Annotated in this window: 15 protein-coding genes; 3 read left to right on the top strand and 12 right to left on the bottom strand. The window is 46.3% G+C overall.

All coding sequences use genetic code 11. The annotated features are described in order from the left end of the window. Positions 1 to 15: 15 nt before the first annotated feature. The gene (cysS, locus tag Q9312_RS00780) at positions 16 to 1,401 is read left to right on the top strand and encodes a cysteine--tRNA ligase (protein WP_309202622.1); all 1,386 of its coding nucleotides are present in this window, start codon (positions 16 to 18) and stop codon (positions 1,399 to 1,401) included. 305 nt (positions 1,402 to 1,706) lie between these two features. On the opposite strand, the gene Q9312_RS00785 is transcribed toward cysS, so the two are convergent. After that, positions 1,707 to 2,390 carry a TorF family putative porin gene (locus Q9312_RS00785; protein ID WP_309202623.1) on the bottom strand — a complete coding sequence of 228 codons (684 nt, stop codon included), beginning with the start codon at positions 2,388 to 2,390 and terminating at the stop codon, positions 1,707 to 1,709. Between the two features lie 477 nt (positions 2,391 to 2,867). Here Q9312_RS00785 and fabA point away from each other — a divergent pair, with 477 nt between their 5' ends. Both fabA and fabB read left to right on the top strand, forming a co-directional pair. After that, positions 2,868 to 3,392 carry a bifunctional 3-hydroxydecanoyl-ACP dehydratase/trans-2-decenoyl-ACP isomerase gene (gene fabA / locus Q9312_RS00790; RefSeq protein ID WP_309202624.1) on the top strand — a complete coding sequence of 175 codons (525 nt, stop codon included), beginning with the start codon at positions 2,868 to 2,870 and terminating at the stop codon, positions 3,390 to 3,392. A gap of 166 nt (positions 3,393 to 3,558) precedes the next feature. Then, a complete protein-coding gene (gene fabB / locus Q9312_RS00795; RefSeq protein ID WP_309202625.1) occupies positions 3,559 to 4,773 on the top strand; it encodes a beta-ketoacyl-ACP synthase I in 1,215 nt (404 codons plus the stop codon). Positions 4,774 to 4,847: 74 nt separating this feature from the next. Here fabB and Q9312_RS00800 read toward each other — a convergent pair whose 3' ends face one another. From Q9312_RS00800 to metG, 11 genes are all read right to left on the bottom strand, one after another. Further along, positions 4,848 to 6,008 (bottom strand): tetratricopeptide repeat protein, encoded by a 1,161-nt coding sequence (locus Q9312_RS00800; protein ID WP_309202626.1) that lies wholly within the window; start codon positions 6,006 to 6,008, stop codon positions 4,848 to 4,850. A 14-nt stretch (positions 6,009 to 6,022) separates the two neighbouring features. Then, the gene (locus Q9312_RS00805) at positions 6,023 to 6,247 is read right to left on the bottom strand and encodes a hypothetical protein (protein ID WP_309202627.1); all 225 of its coding nucleotides are present in this window, start codon (positions 6,245 to 6,247) and stop codon (positions 6,023 to 6,025) included. Further along, positions 6,240 to 7,043, bottom strand: a complete 804-nt coding sequence (locus tag Q9312_RS00810; RefSeq protein ID WP_309202628.1) for an SAM-dependent methyltransferase — start codon at positions 7,041 to 7,043, stop codon at positions 6,240 to 6,242. Before Q9312_RS00810 ends, Q9312_RS00805 begins: the two co-directional genes overlap by 8 nt. Before the next feature lie 64 nt (positions 7,044 to 7,107). After that, positions 7,108 to 7,806, bottom strand: a complete 699-nt coding sequence (locus Q9312_RS00815) for an electron transport complex subunit E (RefSeq protein ID WP_309202629.1) — start codon at positions 7,804 to 7,806, stop codon at positions 7,108 to 7,110. Beyond that, positions 7,799 to 8,440, bottom strand: a complete 642-nt coding sequence (gene rsxG, locus Q9312_RS00820) for an electron transport complex subunit RsxG (RefSeq protein ID WP_309202630.1) — start codon at positions 8,438 to 8,440, stop codon at positions 7,799 to 7,801. Before rsxG ends, Q9312_RS00815 begins: the two co-directional genes overlap by 8 nt. Then, positions 8,440 to 9,492 (bottom strand): electron transport complex subunit RsxD, encoded by a 1,053-nt coding sequence (rsxD, locus tag Q9312_RS00825; RefSeq protein ID WP_309202631.1) that lies wholly within the window; start codon positions 9,490 to 9,492, stop codon positions 8,440 to 8,442. Before rsxD ends, rsxG begins: the two co-directional genes overlap by 1 nt. Continuing rightward, a complete protein-coding gene (gene rsxC / locus Q9312_RS00830) occupies positions 9,489 to 11,117 on the bottom strand; it encodes an electron transport complex subunit RsxC (RefSeq protein ID WP_309202632.1) in 1,629 nt (542 codons plus the stop codon). The genes rsxD and rsxC overlap by 4 nt, the downstream gene beginning before the upstream one ends. Before the next feature lie 2 nt (positions 11,118 to 11,119). After that, positions 11,120 to 11,701 (bottom strand): electron transport complex subunit RsxB, encoded by a 582-nt coding sequence (gene rsxB / locus Q9312_RS00835; protein ID WP_309202633.1) that lies wholly within the window; start codon positions 11,699 to 11,701, stop codon positions 11,120 to 11,122. Then, positions 11,698 to 12,282, bottom strand: a complete 585-nt coding sequence (gene rsxA / locus Q9312_RS00840) for an electron transport complex subunit RsxA (protein ID WP_309202634.1) — start codon at positions 12,280 to 12,282, stop codon at positions 11,698 to 11,700. The genes rsxB and rsxA overlap by 4 nt, the downstream gene beginning before the upstream one ends. Before the next feature lie 257 nt (positions 12,283 to 12,539). Beyond that, entirely contained in the window at positions 12,540 to 12,920 is a 381-nt protein-coding gene (locus Q9312_RS00845) for a hypothetical protein (protein WP_309202635.1), read from the bottom strand. Positions 12,921 to 12,946: 26 nt separating this feature from the next. Then, complete coding sequence (metG, locus tag Q9312_RS00850) at positions 12,947 to 14,947, bottom strand: methionine--tRNA ligase (RefSeq protein ID WP_309202636.1); 2,001 nt, start codon at positions 14,945 to 14,947, stop codon at positions 12,947 to 12,949. Positions 14,948 to 15,057 lie beyond the last annotated feature (110 nt).

Raw genomic sequence — 15,057 nt, forward strand, 5'->3', positions numbered from 1 at the left:
TTAAGGAAAAACGTCATGCTTCAAATTTATAACAATTTAACTCGTAGTAAAGAAACCTTTAAACCACTCGTAGAAGGGCAGGTGGGTTTGTACGTGTGCGGCGTGACTGTTTACGATTATTGCCATATAGGACACGGCAGAACTTATGTTGCTTTTGATGTTTTAGCGCGTTTTCTACGTTATTCGGGATACAACGTTAAGTACGTGCGTAACGTTACTGATATCGATGACAAAATCATTCATCGAGCGAATGACAAAGGCGTTTCTTTCGAGCAGATTACTGAGCAATTTAAAGCCGAAATGGATGCTGATTTTGCGCGACTCGGCATTTTGCCACCTGACGTTGAACCAACGGCGACTCAGTCTATGAGCGACATCATTGCGATGATTACTCAATTGATCGAGCGTGGTGCTGCCTATCAGGGCGAGCAAGGCGATGTGTACTTTTCGGTGTCATCCTTCGCCGATTATGGAAAACTCAGCAAGCAAAACCTAGCGGATCTGCGCGCGGGAGAGCGTGTCGGGGTCGCATCGGATAAGCGCGATCCTTTAGATTTCGTTTTATGGAAGTCAGCAAAACCTGATGAGCCGCATTGGGAATCTCCGTGGGGTAAAGGGCGTCCGGGTTGGCACATTGAGTGTTCGGCAATGAGTAAGCAATGCCTGGGTGAGCACTTCGATATTCACGGCGGAGGTTCAGATTTGCAATTTCCTCATCATGAAAATGAAATCGCTCAATCTGAGGCGGCCAACGGTTGCCAGTTTGTGAACTATTGGGTTCATACTGGTATGGTGCAAGTTGAAAAAGAAAAAATGTCTAAATCTTTGGGCAACTTTTTTACTATTCGAGATGTTTTAAAAGAGTACCGCCCTGAATCGGTGCGGTTTTTCTTAGTCAGCTCGCATTATCGAAGTCAGCTTAATTACTCCAGTGACAACCTTGATGCCGCCGATGCAAGTTTAGAGCGTCTTTATCAAGCCTTGAGAGGGCTTGAAGCGACTAATGGGAAAGTGTTGAGCGATTATGAACAGCGCTTTGTCAGTGCCATGAATGACGATTTAAACACCGCCGAAGCCATGGCTGTATTGTTTGATGTCGCTCGCGAATTAAACCGAGCTCGAAAAGAGGGCACGGCTGACGTTGCCAATCTTGCCTTTACGCTACGCAGTCTTGGCGACTTACTTGGCTTGTTGCAACAAGATCCCGATGCGTTTTTACAGTCATCAAATCAATCAGAAGCTCTAGATGTTGCTCGGATTGAACAATTGATTGAGGAACGCAACCAAGCACGCAGTGATCGAAATTTTGCGCGCAGCGATGAAATTCGAGACTTACTGTTAGAAGAAGGTATCGTGTTAGAGGATTCTCGCGAGGGCACTCGTTGGAGAAAAGAAGGCTAGGTTTGATTCGCATGATTGCAGCGATGATGTTGGTTGAAACAAGCTTTGATTAAAACAAGCTTAGGTAAAGAAAACTTAGGCATAAAAAAAGGAGGCAAGCGCCTCCTTTTTTTAAGTCTTGATACATTTAAGCGTTTCTTTTTTTCTGACGCTCTTGTGTATTTTCTTCCCGTACTTTCTATGGATTCCTGACTTTGCAATGGATTCCTGATTTTTCAATAGATTTCTCGAGTTTTCAGTCGATCGATTGTCCGACATTCGGTGATACTAAGCCGAAACAATCTAACTCGTATTAATCAAAGCACTTATAAATCAAAACTTTTGGCGAGAGAAAACACCAAGGCCTCGCTTTCTGTAGGGTTGCCATTGCTATCAAGTTGATCGCTAAGCTCATCGCTACTGATAATCAATGCAATGCTGGTATCGAAACCACCCACCGTTGTGCCGTAGCCGAATTCAAAATAATCGCCATCAAACTCATCTCCGAAGGTAGCGTATTTGCCATAGAAGCCTTCGTGCGACAAGGTAATGGCTAGGTAGTCATAATCATCGCTCGTTGCATCGCCACCATCCCAGCCTCCGACGGCGTAATCAATGGCGATGAATTTGTAAGCCAAACCAAGATTGATTTCTTCATAGGTGTCGTCAAATTCCCCTGTGTAATAATACCCGGTGAAACCAACACTGGCTGAAAAGTCTTCGCTGAAGGTAAATCCGTAGCTGCCATACAGGTCAACTTCTAGGCCGTCTCCGACATCGGCTGCCCAGGTTCCGAGTGATAAGTCGCCCGCTGAATAATCGAGGCCAGCGCTGGCAGAAGACTCTTTTTGTAATATTCCTCTGAAATAATATTCGGACGCGTAACCGACGTTGGCGCTGACGTCTGCCTGTACTTGCGGTACTGATAGGTTACAAACAACCAATAAAGCGCTCACTAATAAGCTTTGGTAGGTTGTTGTACGGCGGTTTGTTGATTTTATTATTGGCATAACTTGAGCTCCTTGGTGATGTTGATCGATGTCTGGTGTGCACCGATATCGCATGGTCCATCGCTTCCATTCCATTTTGCGTGCCAACCTTAATTATTTTGCGAAAAGACGAGTCCAAAGTTGGCTTAGCATGCGATATTTAAAGGGCTGAGAGGGTATCGTTTTCGCACAGAGTTAATGAGAGTGGGCCGAATTTGGCTATTTTGAGGTAAGCGTTGGCTGATAGTTATTGGTGCAAAATCAACCAAATAGTATAAGAAGTGCACTAACTTGTGACCTTCTTCGATGATCTGTGTTGTTTTACAAACAGGTGGTATCAGTTTCGTGTTAAAAAGGTGGTACAGTGGCGTCTTTTGGTGAGGTTGTATTATTCATTGGATCAGCCACAAGGTCATACCAGTTTAGGTTGATCAGATAGGCATAATACGCGCACCCAATTTTGGCAAAAGCCAATGTTTGTTAACTTTAAGGTATGAAATGTCAATAATCAGTCAATATACTCGTGATGAGCTTATCGCTTGCGGCAAAGGTGAATTAGTTGGCCCTGCGGGTAACACCATCTCTCGCTTGCCCTTGCCCAATATGTTAATGATGGATCGTATCACGACGATCTCTACAGAAGGCGGCGCTTTCGGTAAAGGTTACATCGATGCTGAGTTTGATATTAACCCTGACTTATGGTTCTTTGGATGTCACTTCGAAAGTGATCCAGTGATGCCCGGTTGTCTAGGCGTTGATGCGATGTGGCAGCTTACTGGATTTTTTATTTCATGGCTTGGTCAGTCCGGTAAAGGTCGCGCGTTAGGATCTGGCGAGATTAAATTTTTCGGTCAAATTTTACCCACTGCGAAACGAGTAACTTATCGCATTGATGTGAAGCGCTTAATTTTGCGTAAATTAAAAATGATTATTGCCGATGGCTCCGTAGCGGTTGATGGCAAGCAAATTTATACTGCACAAGATTTAAAAGTAGGCTTGTTTGACTCCACCGATACGTTTTAGTTAAAAGCGTTTAGTTGAAAAGCGTCTCGCGAAAAGCTTGGCAAAAAATCGAATTGAACCGTTAATGAATGTTAACGAATTAAACAGCAGATTGATTTAACAATGATCGATTCGTTCGACAGAAAATAGTCAGTCGAACGGCGAGTGAATTAGGTTAGGAAAGATTATGAAAAGAGTCGTAATCACAGGAATGGGTGTTGTTTCCTGTTTAGGTAACAATGTTGAAGAAGTCACGACATCGCTAAAAGCGGGTAAGTCGGGCATTCGTTTTAAAGAAATTTACAAAGAAAAGGGACTTCGTAGCCAAGTAGCTGGCTGGCCCGATTTAGATATCAAAGATCACATCGACCGTAAAGTTGTGCGCTTTATGGCGGATGCCTCGGGGTATGCCTACATAGCGATGCAACAGGCGATTGACGATGCCGGCCTATCTGATGAGTTGGTCTCTAACGTTCGCACCGGACTCATTACTGGCTCTGGTGGCGGCTCGCAAGGCACTCAAGTAGAAGCGGTACAGATTTGTGAAGAAAAAGGTGTCAAACGAGTTGGTCCCTATGCCGTTCCTAAGACCATGGCGAGTACGACATCGGCTTGTTTAGCGACGCCGTTTAAAATTAAAGGCATCAATTACACGATTTCTTCGGCTTGCGCGACCAGTGCGCATTGTATTGGTAATGCCTACGAGCAAATTATGATGGGTAAACAAGACATTGTTTTTGCTGGGGGCGGCGAAGAAGAGGATTGGCGTTTAACCTTGCTGTTTGATGCAATGGGCGCGTTATCATCAAAGTACAATGACACACCAGAAACGGCGTCTCGACCCTACGACGCCACTCGCGATGGGTTTGTTATTTCGTCCGGCGGCGGTATTCTTGTTCTTGAAGAGCTAGAGCATGCCAAGGCTCGCGGCGCTAAAATATACGCAGAGCTCGTCGGTTACGGCGCAACATCAGATGGTTACGATATGGTCGCGCCATCAGGCGAAGGGGCCGTTCGTTGTATGCAGCAAGCGTTATCAACGGTCAAGGGACCGATTGACTACATTAACACTCACGGAACCAGCACGCCCGTTGGTGATACCGCTGAGCTAAAAGCGATCAAAGAAGTGTTTGGAAATGAAGTTCCACAAATCTCATCGACCAAATCGTTAGCTGGGCACTCCCTCGGTGCCACTGGTGTGCATGAAGCCATTTACAGTTTAATTATGATGAAAGACAGTTTTATTGCGGGTTCTGCCAATATTAACGAGCTGGATCCTGACGCAGAAGGCTTGCCAATTGTTCAAGAGAAAAAAGACGCAAGCATTAACCGAGTGTTAAGCAATTCGTTTGGTTTTGGTGGGACCAACGCTTGCTTGGTGTTTGAAAAGTTTGATAACTAAGCGTCAGACTTTTTAAATACTCACAGAAAAATGGCCGCTTTAGCGGCCTTTTTTCTATGTAAGCGACCAGTCGACTAGGTGTTCTTTTTTGCGACGAGCAACGAAATTAATGCGGCCACTAATACGAGCGTCAACAGCAACGATAACCAAAACCAGGTTTTATAATCTTGCAGTTGTTGTTGAAGTTTGATGTTCTGGCCTTCAGCGGTCGATAGGTTATCGATTTGTTCTTGTGTTTGTCGTTCAATGCGCGCGATTTCAGCAAGCTGGCGAACTTTGAGCTCTCGCAAATCATTTGCGTAACGATTGTGAGACTCTAGGCTTGCGAGCGCTTGCTCGAATTGGCTTTCCATTTTATACACGCGATACAGAATTTCGTAAGCTTTGGCAAAATGACTTTTGTTTAAATTATCTTTATTGGTAACCGCTAATATATCGTCTACTCGGTTTAACGCATTAATGGTGTCTCCTTGAACCAAAGCTGCTTCCGCTAAGTCGAGCAAGTTTTCGATTCTAAGGGTTTGAAAGCCTTCATCTTCAGAGATCTTTAAAGCTTTCTTAAAATAGGTTTCAGCTAAGGGCAGGTCGCCATTAAATACGGCAACTTCACCAAGGTTTTGAAAATAATACGCAATCGTGAACGCGTCTTTTACTTTCGGAATTTCTTGCTCTAGTTGCTCGGTGTATTTCACAAAATCGGGATAAATTCGACCCAACGATGATGCATGCATTAGGTTAACCAGTGTTTGCAGTTTTGCGAGCTGACTTTCTTTTTCAGCTGCGTATGATTTTTGGAAAACATTGGTCGCATCGGTGTAATTTTCGAGAGCTACGTAAACGGCACCGATATTATTTAATGCGCGACTGATTCCCGGAAAATCGTTGTTAGAGCGTGCAATATCGTAAGCAGAGTTATACAGTCGTAACGCATTTTCATGCTGTGATAAGTAGAAATAACTGGAGCCTAGATTGGTTAATGCTCTGGCTAAATGATGATTATCATTTTGATACACTGCAATGCGCCGAGCTTGTTCGGAATACTTAAAGGCTTGATCGTATTGGCCTTGCTTTATCAGTTCGTACGCCAGTTCATTGAGTTCAGACAAAGTTGTGTCACGGTCGAGCACAACCTCACTCGCTTTACTCGAGGAGGTTGTTGTTTTTGCTGTGACAGGTATCGCAGCACCTAAGGATGCATAAAAACCAAGCCATAAGATCACTGCGATTTTCTTCATAAGATTACTCTAGGTTATTGTTCTTTTTTGCACACACGAATGATTGAGTTAGGCGCTAAATCATATTCGTTATTGAGTGCTTTATTAATGGCGTCAAGATCTTGATTGGCGACCATATCTTGCTCTTCAGGCGTCAGGTTATATTTATCCATTAACTGTTTTTTATCTTTCTTGTATTGGTCTTTAAGCTCTGGCTTTTCAGTGACTTCTACCAAGAATTTTTTTAAGTTATCAGACATCGCTGTTCTCCTTTGATGGTTTCAAATTAACTAATTGTTGTACTACAGAATCATCGAGCATTGCCGACTGCTGGGCTGCAATGTAAAAAGTACTGCGCTGGCTGAGAGACCACTGATGTATTTTTGAAAGTGGTTTTGATTCGATCAGTGGGTCATACAGCGGAAGTGTTGCTGCTTCGTATTTAATAACAGGGTGTTCACTGCCATACCAATCTATTAACTTTTTTTGTAAAAGCTTGAGAGCCTCAGGTTGAGCGGTGAGTTTTGCATTATCGATATCGCCAATCACGCCTGGTTGCCACAAGATTAATGGTGCACAGAGATCGATTTGAATCTTATGAATTAAAAAGTGGGTCGCTTCATAGGATTGACAGCCATCACTGGCGGGATCAATACCAAGGTCGGCGAATAAGCAATCTTCTGCTGAAATGCCGGGTAACATTTGGGCATCATAGCCGCGACGACGCGCTTGGGTTATGACTTCATGACTCGGGCTGACAAAGACTCCGGGGTGGCCATAGAATACCGCAACCACGGTAGAGTATTGGTTTAATCCTTCGAGTATTCGATCGACCATGAGTTGATAGGCTTGCGTTCGCGTCGCTGTGAGTTGATAGCTATCGCCAAGATAGGTCAGGTTTTCATTCAGAGACTTTAAATAGGTAAGGCCCAGTGGATCAGGTACCAAATGATAGACCTGATCGGCACTTTCTATGCGCTTTTTGGTTTCTTGCGTGATGTGGCTCGGTGTAATTAAGCCGGTTCCCACCACAAAAAGGCGTCCTTTATTCCCCAATGTGCTGTTCCTAATTGTGCTTTTTGGTTTTGATACTGCCAACCAATTCACATTTTGTCTAGTATTATTCGTTGGTTAAAGTACCCGAAATGGCGACTTCTGGTTGCGAAACCTCGGCTTTTTGTTGATTTTTTTGGTCAATGTAGTTTTTACCAGCAATCATAAGCGCTAACGCAAAAAACGCTCCAGGTGGCAGCAGCGCGAATAAAAATGCCTGGTCAACCTCGAACACTTTAATGGTCAGCGCACTAGCCCACGAGCCGAGCAATTGTTCGGCTCCGTAAAACAAAGTGCCTTGGCCAAGCAGTTCTCGCATTGCGCCGAGCAGTACTAACACGGTTGAGAATCCGATGCCTTGCATCAGTCCATCGATGGCTGATGGAAACATCGGGTTTTTTGAAGCAAAGGCTTCTGCACGACCGATGATGGTGCAGTTGGTCACAATCAATGGAATAAAAATGCCAAGAATTAAGTAGAGCTCATAAGTAAAGGCATTCATAAGTAATTGAGTGTTGGTGACGAAGGAGGCGATCATCATGACAAACACCGGGATTCGAATTTCTTTAGGTATCCAGTGGCGAACCAACGAAACCGAAAGGTTGGAGCCAACCAACACCATGGTGGTCGCGATGCCAAGACCCAAGCCATTGATTAAGGTATTGCTAACGGCGAGCAAAGGGCAAAGCCCCAGTAATTGAACCAGAGCAGGATTATTGCGCCACAATCCCTCTTCGCTAATTTGACGATAATTGTAGTTACTCATTGCTTGCTCCACAGGCATTGCTGGCCTGATGAATGTCTAGCGCATGCGAGTTAGCAAACTCAAGCCCACGCGCCAGTGCACGAACGACCGCTCTCGGGGTAATGGTTGCGCCAGTAAATGCATCAAACACACCTCCGTCTTGCTTTACTTTCCATTGCTCGACTGGCGGTTGGTCGAGTGATAAGCCGGAAAATTGTTTGATCCAATCAGACTTTTGCGTGTCAATTTTATCACCCAGCCCCGGTGTTTCGTTGTGGCTCAATGTGCGTACGCCAGCGAGTTGTCCGTTTGGTCTAACCGCCATGATCAAATTTATTTTACCGTTATAGCCGTCGGGTGCGGTGACGGTAAAGACCAGCGCAACTGGCTGACCATTGTTGGTCATTCGATACACCTTGCTGCTTTCGCTGGGGTGGAGTACACCGTTGGAGTCAATGATTGCGCAGTCGTGGTAGACATCGTTGTTGTATTCGCTGGCAGCGACAAGTTCGTTTAGGGTTCGCGCCAGTTTTGCTTGCATTTCCGCTTTGATTTTGTCTTTGGTTAAATGGTGAAAAACGGCGATGAGTCCGATGGATAACAAAGCAAAGGCGCCCAGTATTAACGCATTGCGTGAGATCGATTGAAATAACATTATTCGACCTCCTTGGCACCATACACGGTGGGCCGAGTATAGTGATCAATTAAGGGCGCACTCATATTCATTAATAAAACGGCAAAGGCGACCGCATCTGGGTAGCCACCAAAATTTCGAATCAGCACCACCAAGCAGCCAACGCCTGCGCCAAATACAATTCGACCTTTAGGAGTTGTCGCAGCACTCACCGGATCCGTTGCAATAAAAAAAGCCCCAAGCATTGTTGCGCCACTGAAAAGATGAATAGAGGCCGCTATGTGCTGGTCGGGATCGATCCAATATAAAACGCTGGATAACACCAGCATGGCACCCAGCATGCCAATGGGAATATGCCATTGAATAATGTTACGGAAAAGCAAGTAGAGTCCGCCGATTAAAAATGCCACATTGACCCATTGCCAACCTTGATTAACATAACCTGCAAAAATGCTCGCTTGCAGTATTTCTGGTTGCCGGTAGCCCATGCCCAGGCCTGTCTTGAGCTCATCGAGTGGCGTCGCCATGGCAAATCCATCAATATTCGCAAGGTACCAAGTGAGCGTGTGGCCTTGCCCATCACTGCCCGAAAAGAACAACCACCAAGATTCAGCGAAGTTCGGCACTTGCGTCGCGAGACTCGCAGGGGGTAACCAAGTGGTCATTGATAATGGAAATGAAATCAGGAGTAAAACGTAACCGGCCATCGCAGGATTAAACGGATTGTAGCCCAAGCCTCCGTACAGGTGTTTGGCAAAAATAATCGCAAACAAACTGCCAATAACGGGGATCCACCAAGGTGCCAATGGTGGCAGTGCGAGACCTAATAAAATAGCGGTTACTAGAGCTGAGTAATCGTGTAAGCCTTGATGCCATGGGCGTCGACGCAATCTAAAAATCGCCGCTTCAGTGAATAAACAAACCGCGACGCAAGTGACTAAATTAAAAATAACGCCCCAACCGAAAAAGTAAAACAGAACCGCGGCTCCGGGAACCGTGGCGAGCACCACCTGCTGCATGACCCACTGGACTGAATTACGGTTGCGCGTGAATGGCGAGGTCAAGTGTCTCAATTGGACGACTCCTGCTGTTGTTTGCGCGCTTTCGCTCGAGCCACGGCATCGGCAATGGTGGCCTTTTTCTCATCGCCAACGCCTTTGTCGGCAGCGGCTTTTTTACGGGCTTCTGCGGCCTTGCGATGTTTCTCTGCGCGTTCTGCTTTTTCTCGCTCTAGTCTTAGCTCACGCAATTCATGGCGCTTTTTGGCATGGGCAGAGCGCGCTTTTTCTTCACTTTTTTGAATAATTTCGGCCTTAGCAAAACGATAGTACTGAACCAGTGGGATTTCACTTGGACAGACATAAGAGCAAGCGCCGCATTCAATGCAATCGAACAACTGATACTCTTCGGCTTTGGCGAGGTTTTCGCTTTTTGCAAACCAATAGAGTTGCTGGGGCAATAGGCTGGCCGGGCATGCTTCTGCACATAAACTGCATCGAATACAAGCAAGACTGTTTTGTGCCGGTTGTAATTCGTCGGCGGCCGATACGATCACGCAGTTAGTCGATTTGAGCGTACCTGCTCGAAAGTCGGGGAGGGCAAAGCCCATCATTGGCCCGCCCATAATCATTTGACTGATACTTTCTTGAGGGACTTGTTGTTGCTCTAGAATCCATTCAAACGGCGTGCCGATACGGGTCCAGTAATTGCCTGGTTGTTGCGCGCCGTTTCCGGTAATGGTCATGACTCGTGAGGTTAATGCCTCTCCTTGCGTAACTGCTCGATAAATTGCCAGTGCTGTGGCGACATTATGCAGAATAATGCCCAAACTCAATGGCAGTTGACGCGACGGTACTTGCTTTCCGGTGACTAATTCAATTAACTGTTTTTCGCCCCCACTGGGGTATTTAGTCGGCACCACACAAATTTGAATGCTAGATAAGTCTTTCTGACCGGTGGTTTCTTCAGACGTTTTCAGAATACTGGTTTCAAGCGCTTGGATGGCTTGTGGCTTGTTATCTTCGATGCCAATGGTCACCTGTTGCGCGCCAACTAAGTATTGCAACAAGTGAATACTGGCGATTAACTCGTCGGCATAATCTTGCATCAATCGATCATCACAGGTGATGTAAGGCTCGCACTCTGCGGCGTTGATGATCAAATGATTCACTGTTGGCATTAATTTAATGTGACTGGGAAAACCGGCGCCACCCATTCCGACAATTCCTGCATCAAAAATGCGGTCGAGCAACCGTTGGCGATTTTGTGTTAGAGGCTGCTCGATAATGTCGAGTCGATCGGTGTCGTCTTTGCCATCATTGTCGATCACAACGCACCAGTCGCGCATGCCTGAGGCATGGGCAACAGGACGCTCTTCCACTGCCTGCACCACACCGCTAACCGAGGCATGAATGTTGGCCGATAAGCTCCCTTGCGCGGCACCGATGAGTTGCCCGCGCTTAACATAATCTCCCGCTTTAACCAAAGGCGTGGCAGGTTGTCCGCTGTGTTGGCCTAAATAGATCGACACTTGCGGTGGTGGTGTCAGTTCTTTAATCGGCTGTTGGTTAGATAGTGTTTTATGCTCGTCAGGGTGTATTCCACCATGAAAACGATAGGGCGTATCGTAGCGTACCGCTTTTTTATCGGTGCGCTTTTCCGACGTCGTCGGGCCGACTTGGTTAACTGTTTGACTCATAGCTAAGAGACCTCAACCACATCGATGCGTTGCTGAGTTTGCGTTGTCTCAGTGGCGCTCGGGTTTGGCCAGTGCCATTGCTTTAAATTCTTTTCGACCGGCACCATATCAATACAATCGACCGGACAAGGCGGGACGCACAAATCGCAACCAGTGCATTCACACGCAATCACCGTGTGCATTTGTTTGGCTGCACCAACTATGGCATCCACCGGACAGGCCTGAATACACTTAGTGCAGCCAATGCATTCGTCTTCACGAATCACCGCAACGGTTTCAATATTCGGTTCGGGTTCGCCAGCTAGCTCTTGGACTTCTCGACCTAACAGTTCGGCAAGCGCTTTGACACCACTGTCGCCGCCTGGGGGGCATTTGTTGATATCATCACCGTTGGCAATGGCTTCAGCGTAAGGGCGACAGCCTGGGTATCCACATTGCCCACATTGGGTCTGTGGCAAAATGTTGTCGATCTGCTCGACGATGGGATCCGACTCGACTTTAAAACGAATCGCTGCATAGCCAAGCAGCGCGCCAAAAATGGCGGCCAACACAACCAGAATAAGAACGGCGGTAAAGGTGCTCATGCTAATTTAACTAACCCGCTGAATCCCATAAAAGCCAATGACATCATGCCCGCTGTGATCATGGCGATGGCAGCGCCCTGAAAGGGCTTTGGTACATCGGCAACGTGAATGCGCTCACGCATCGCAGAGAAGAGCACCAGCACCAGAGAAAAACCCACGGCAGCGCCAAACCCATAAATAATGGATTCGACAAAGTTGTGTTGTTCATTGACATTGAGTAAGGCAACGCCAAGCACCGCGCAGTTCGTGGTGATTAAGGGCAGAAATATACCTAACACGCGATACAACACCGGACTGGTTTTGTGAATGATCATTTCAGTAAATTGAACCACCACGGCTATGACTAAGATAAAGCACAGGGTGCGTAGATACTCTAGTTCGAGTGGTGCGAGCAAGTAAGTATTGACCAAATAGCTGCACGCCGACGCTAACGTCAACACAAAAGTCGTCGCAAACGACATTCCAACGGCCGTTTCGACTTTGCTCGATACGCCCATAAAAGGGCATAAGCCTAAGAATTTCACCAACACGAAATTGTTGACCAACACTGTGCTGACGAGTAATAAAAGGTATTCAGTCACTCGCTATTCGCCGGTTATTTGTTTCAGTGCGCATGCGCATTCGTTTAAGTCATTTAACAATCAATCTGACCATTTCGGCTTTTAGATGGCAAACAAGCTCATCTTATACTGTATTTCGTTGCTGCCTGACTTGCTGCCTGAGTTGCAGCAAGAGAGGTTGCTACTTCGGCCAGTTCGATAACTGGCCGAATTATAAGGTATTTTGCAAATAAATGCCGAGCCTTTTGCTCGTTAGAGCGGTAGGTTATTGATTGGGATCAGGAAATTTCTGGCTCTTCTCGAGAGGCGTGGTCTTTTGATTGCTGTGCGCGCCATTTTTGCCACCCAAATCGAACACCAATCAGCAGCGAATACAAAATCAGCCAAACAACCGCTAAATGTGTAAGCATCGCAATTTCGCCTTCACTGCCTTCGTTTTCAAGCTCTAAAATAAAAGCAATGGTGGCGGGAGCCATGGTTTCTGCTTCAGGAACTTGGGTGTAAGCAAACGCGCCGGCAGCGATTAATGACAACAGCCCGGTTTGAAAATAGTAGTTCCAATGCCTTACTTTCCACCAGACCAACAACAAAAACACCACACCGCAGCCAATGTAGGCCCACCAGGTGGTGCTGTATAGAGCAAAAGGTTCGCTTGTCATTATTTTACGTCTCGCTGATTAATGGTTTATTTGACGCGCATTCCGGGTTCCGCTCCATCGTCCGGGTTGAGTATCCATAAATCTTTGCCGCCAGGTCCTGCCGCTAATACCATGCCCTCTGACATGCCAAAGCGCATTTTGCGGGGGGCTAAATTCGCCACCATGACCGTCAGTTTTCCTTCGAGCTGTTCTGGCGAATAAGCGCTTTTGATGCCCGCAAAAACCTGCTTGGTAACGCCACCGAGATCCAATTGTAATTTCAGTAGTTTATCGGCGCCTTCAACGTGTTCTGCGCTGATTATTTTCGCAATTCGCAAGTCGATTTTATCAAAGTCATCAAAGCTGATTTCAGGCTTGAGTGGGTCGGCTAATTCGGCTGCGGGCGCTTGTTCTACAGAGTCTTCGATCATGGTGTTAATTTGCTCGGCTTCAATACGTTTGACCATGGGTTTAAATTTGTTGATTGAATGACCTTCTAACACAGTTTGACTGTCATTCCAGGTGAGAGGTTCCACATTTAAAAAGGCTTCAACTTTGGCTGCAATCATTGGAATCGCCGGTTTTAAATACACCGTTAATATTTTAAACACGTTTAAAGCAACACTGCTCACCAACTGCACGTCTTGTTGAGTGGCTTCGTCTTTAATTTTCACCCAAGGTTCTTCATCGTCGATGTATTTGTTGGCTTTATCGGCAATGCTCATGATCTCACGCACGGCACGGCCAAATTCTTTCTGCTCATACAGCTTGGCAATTTCATCGCTGGCTTGTTGCGCTTCAACAATAAGCGGATGCTCGGCGATACCGTCTGACAGCTGACCGTCAAAGCGTTTGGTGATGAAGTTCGCGCAGCGGCTAGCAATATTGATGTACTTATTCACCAGATCGGCGTTTACGCGTGACATAAAGTCTTCGGTGTTGAGGTCGAAGTCGTCGACGCGACTGTTTAGCTTGGCTAAGAAGTAGTAGCGCAAGTACTCAGGATCCAAATGCTTCAGATAAGTTCGCGCCTTAATAAAGGTCCCTTTTGATTTACTCATCTTGGTGCCATTGACCATTAGAAACCCATGCGCGTGCACTTTAGTCGGCTTGCGGAAGTTGGCTCCATGAAGCATGGCTGGCCAAAACAAGGTGTGAAAGTACACAATGTCTTTACCAATGAAATGGTGTACTTCAGCGTCGCTGTCGACTTTCCAAAATTCGTCGAACTCTAACCCTGCGGTTTTGTCGCATAGGTTTTTAAAGCTGGCCATGTATCCGATGGGTGCGTCGACCCAGACATAGAAGTATTTATCTTCCGTGCCCGGAATTTTGAATCCGAAGTAGGGGGCATCGCGAGAAATATCCCATTCTTCAAGACCCGCATCGAACCATTCATCGAGTTTATTAGCGATTTGCGTTTGTACATGCTCGCCGCGGGTCCACTCTTTGAGCATGGCTTCAAAGTCCGTTAATTTAAAAAAGTAATGTTCAGAGTCTTTCAATACAGGGGTTGCGCCAGACACTGCCGATTTAGGATTTTTCAGTTCGGTCGGCGAGTAGGTGGCACCACAGTTATCGCAATTGTCGCCGTATTGGTCGTCAGATCCGCATTTGGGGCATTCGCCTTTCACGAAGCGATCGGGTAAAAACATCGCTTTTTCAGGGTCAAACAATTGCGAGATGGTCCGTTTGGCTATGTGTCCTGCTTGATCTAAACGATTGTAAATGAGCTCACTGAGCTCACGGTTTTCTTCACTGTGAGTTGAGTGATAATTGTCATACTCCACCAAAAAATCTTGAAAGTCGGCTAAATGTTCTTCTCGTGTGGCTGCAATAAAGGCTTCTGGCGACACGCCTTCTTTTTGAGCGCGCAACATAATTGGGGTGCCGTGCGTATCGTCGGCACATACACTGATGCACTGATGGCCACGTTGTTTTTGAAAACGGGTCCAAATATCGGTCTGAATATGCTCTAACATATGCCCCAAATGAATTGAGCCATTGGCATAAGGTAGGGCGCTGGTCACCAAAATTTTACGGGTCATGTTTTAGCCTAATATGTTCGCCTAGTGTGTTCCGGTTGCTGCTGGACCATTATTAGTGGTGTCATCGACAATCGAGTCATCGGTAATAAAAGGGGCCGATACCCGATTCG

Origin of the sequence: Pleionea litopenaei, assembly GCF_031198435.1 — a bacterium.
GTDB lineage: Bacteria > Pseudomonadota > Gammaproteobacteria > Enterobacterales > Kangiellaceae > Pleionea > Pleionea litopenaei.

Excerpts from the sequence above, each read along its gene's own strand:
- cysS (WP_309202622.1), top strand. The coding sequence starts at position 16 with ATGCTTCAAATTTATAACAATTTAACTCGTAGTAAAGAAACCTTTAAA.
- Q9312_RS00785 (WP_309202623.1), bottom strand. The coding sequence starts at position 2,390 with ATGCCAATAATAAAATCAACAAACCGCCGTACAACAACCTACCAAAGC.
- fabA (WP_309202624.1), top strand. The coding sequence starts at position 2,868 with ATGTCAATAATCAGTCAATATACTCGTGATGAGCTTATCGCTTGCGGC.
- fabB (WP_309202625.1), top strand. The coding sequence starts at position 3,559 with ATGAAAAGAGTCGTAATCACAGGAATGGGTGTTGTTTCCTGTTTAGGT.
- Q9312_RS00800 (WP_309202626.1), bottom strand. The coding sequence starts at position 6,008 with ATGAAGAAAATCGCAGTGATCTTATGGCTTGGTTTTTATGCATCCTTA.
- Q9312_RS00805 (WP_309202627.1), bottom strand. The coding sequence starts at position 6,247 with ATGTCTGATAACTTAAAAAAATTCTTGGTAGAAGTCACTGAAAAGCCA.
- Q9312_RS00815 (WP_309202629.1), bottom strand. The coding sequence starts at position 7,806 with ATGAGTAACTACAATTATCGTCAAATTAGCGAAGAGGGATTGTGGCGC.
- rsxG (WP_309202630.1), bottom strand. The coding sequence starts at position 8,440 with ATGTTATTTCAATCGATCTCACGCAATGCGTTAATACTGGGCGCCTTT.
- rsxC (WP_309202632.1), bottom strand. The coding sequence starts at position 11,117 with ATGAGTCAAACAGTTAACCAAGTCGGCCCGACGACGTCGGAAAAGCGC.
- rsxB (WP_309202633.1), bottom strand. The coding sequence starts at position 11,701 with ATGAGCACCTTTACCGCCGTTCTTATTCTGGTTGTGTTGGCCGCCATT.
- Q9312_RS00845 (WP_309202635.1), bottom strand. The coding sequence starts at position 12,920 with ATGACAAGCGAACCTTTTGCTCTATACAGCACCACCTGGTGGGCCTAC.
- metG (WP_309202636.1), bottom strand. The coding sequence starts at position 14,947 with ATGACCCGTAAAATTTTGGTGACCAGCGCCCTACCTTATGCCAATGGC.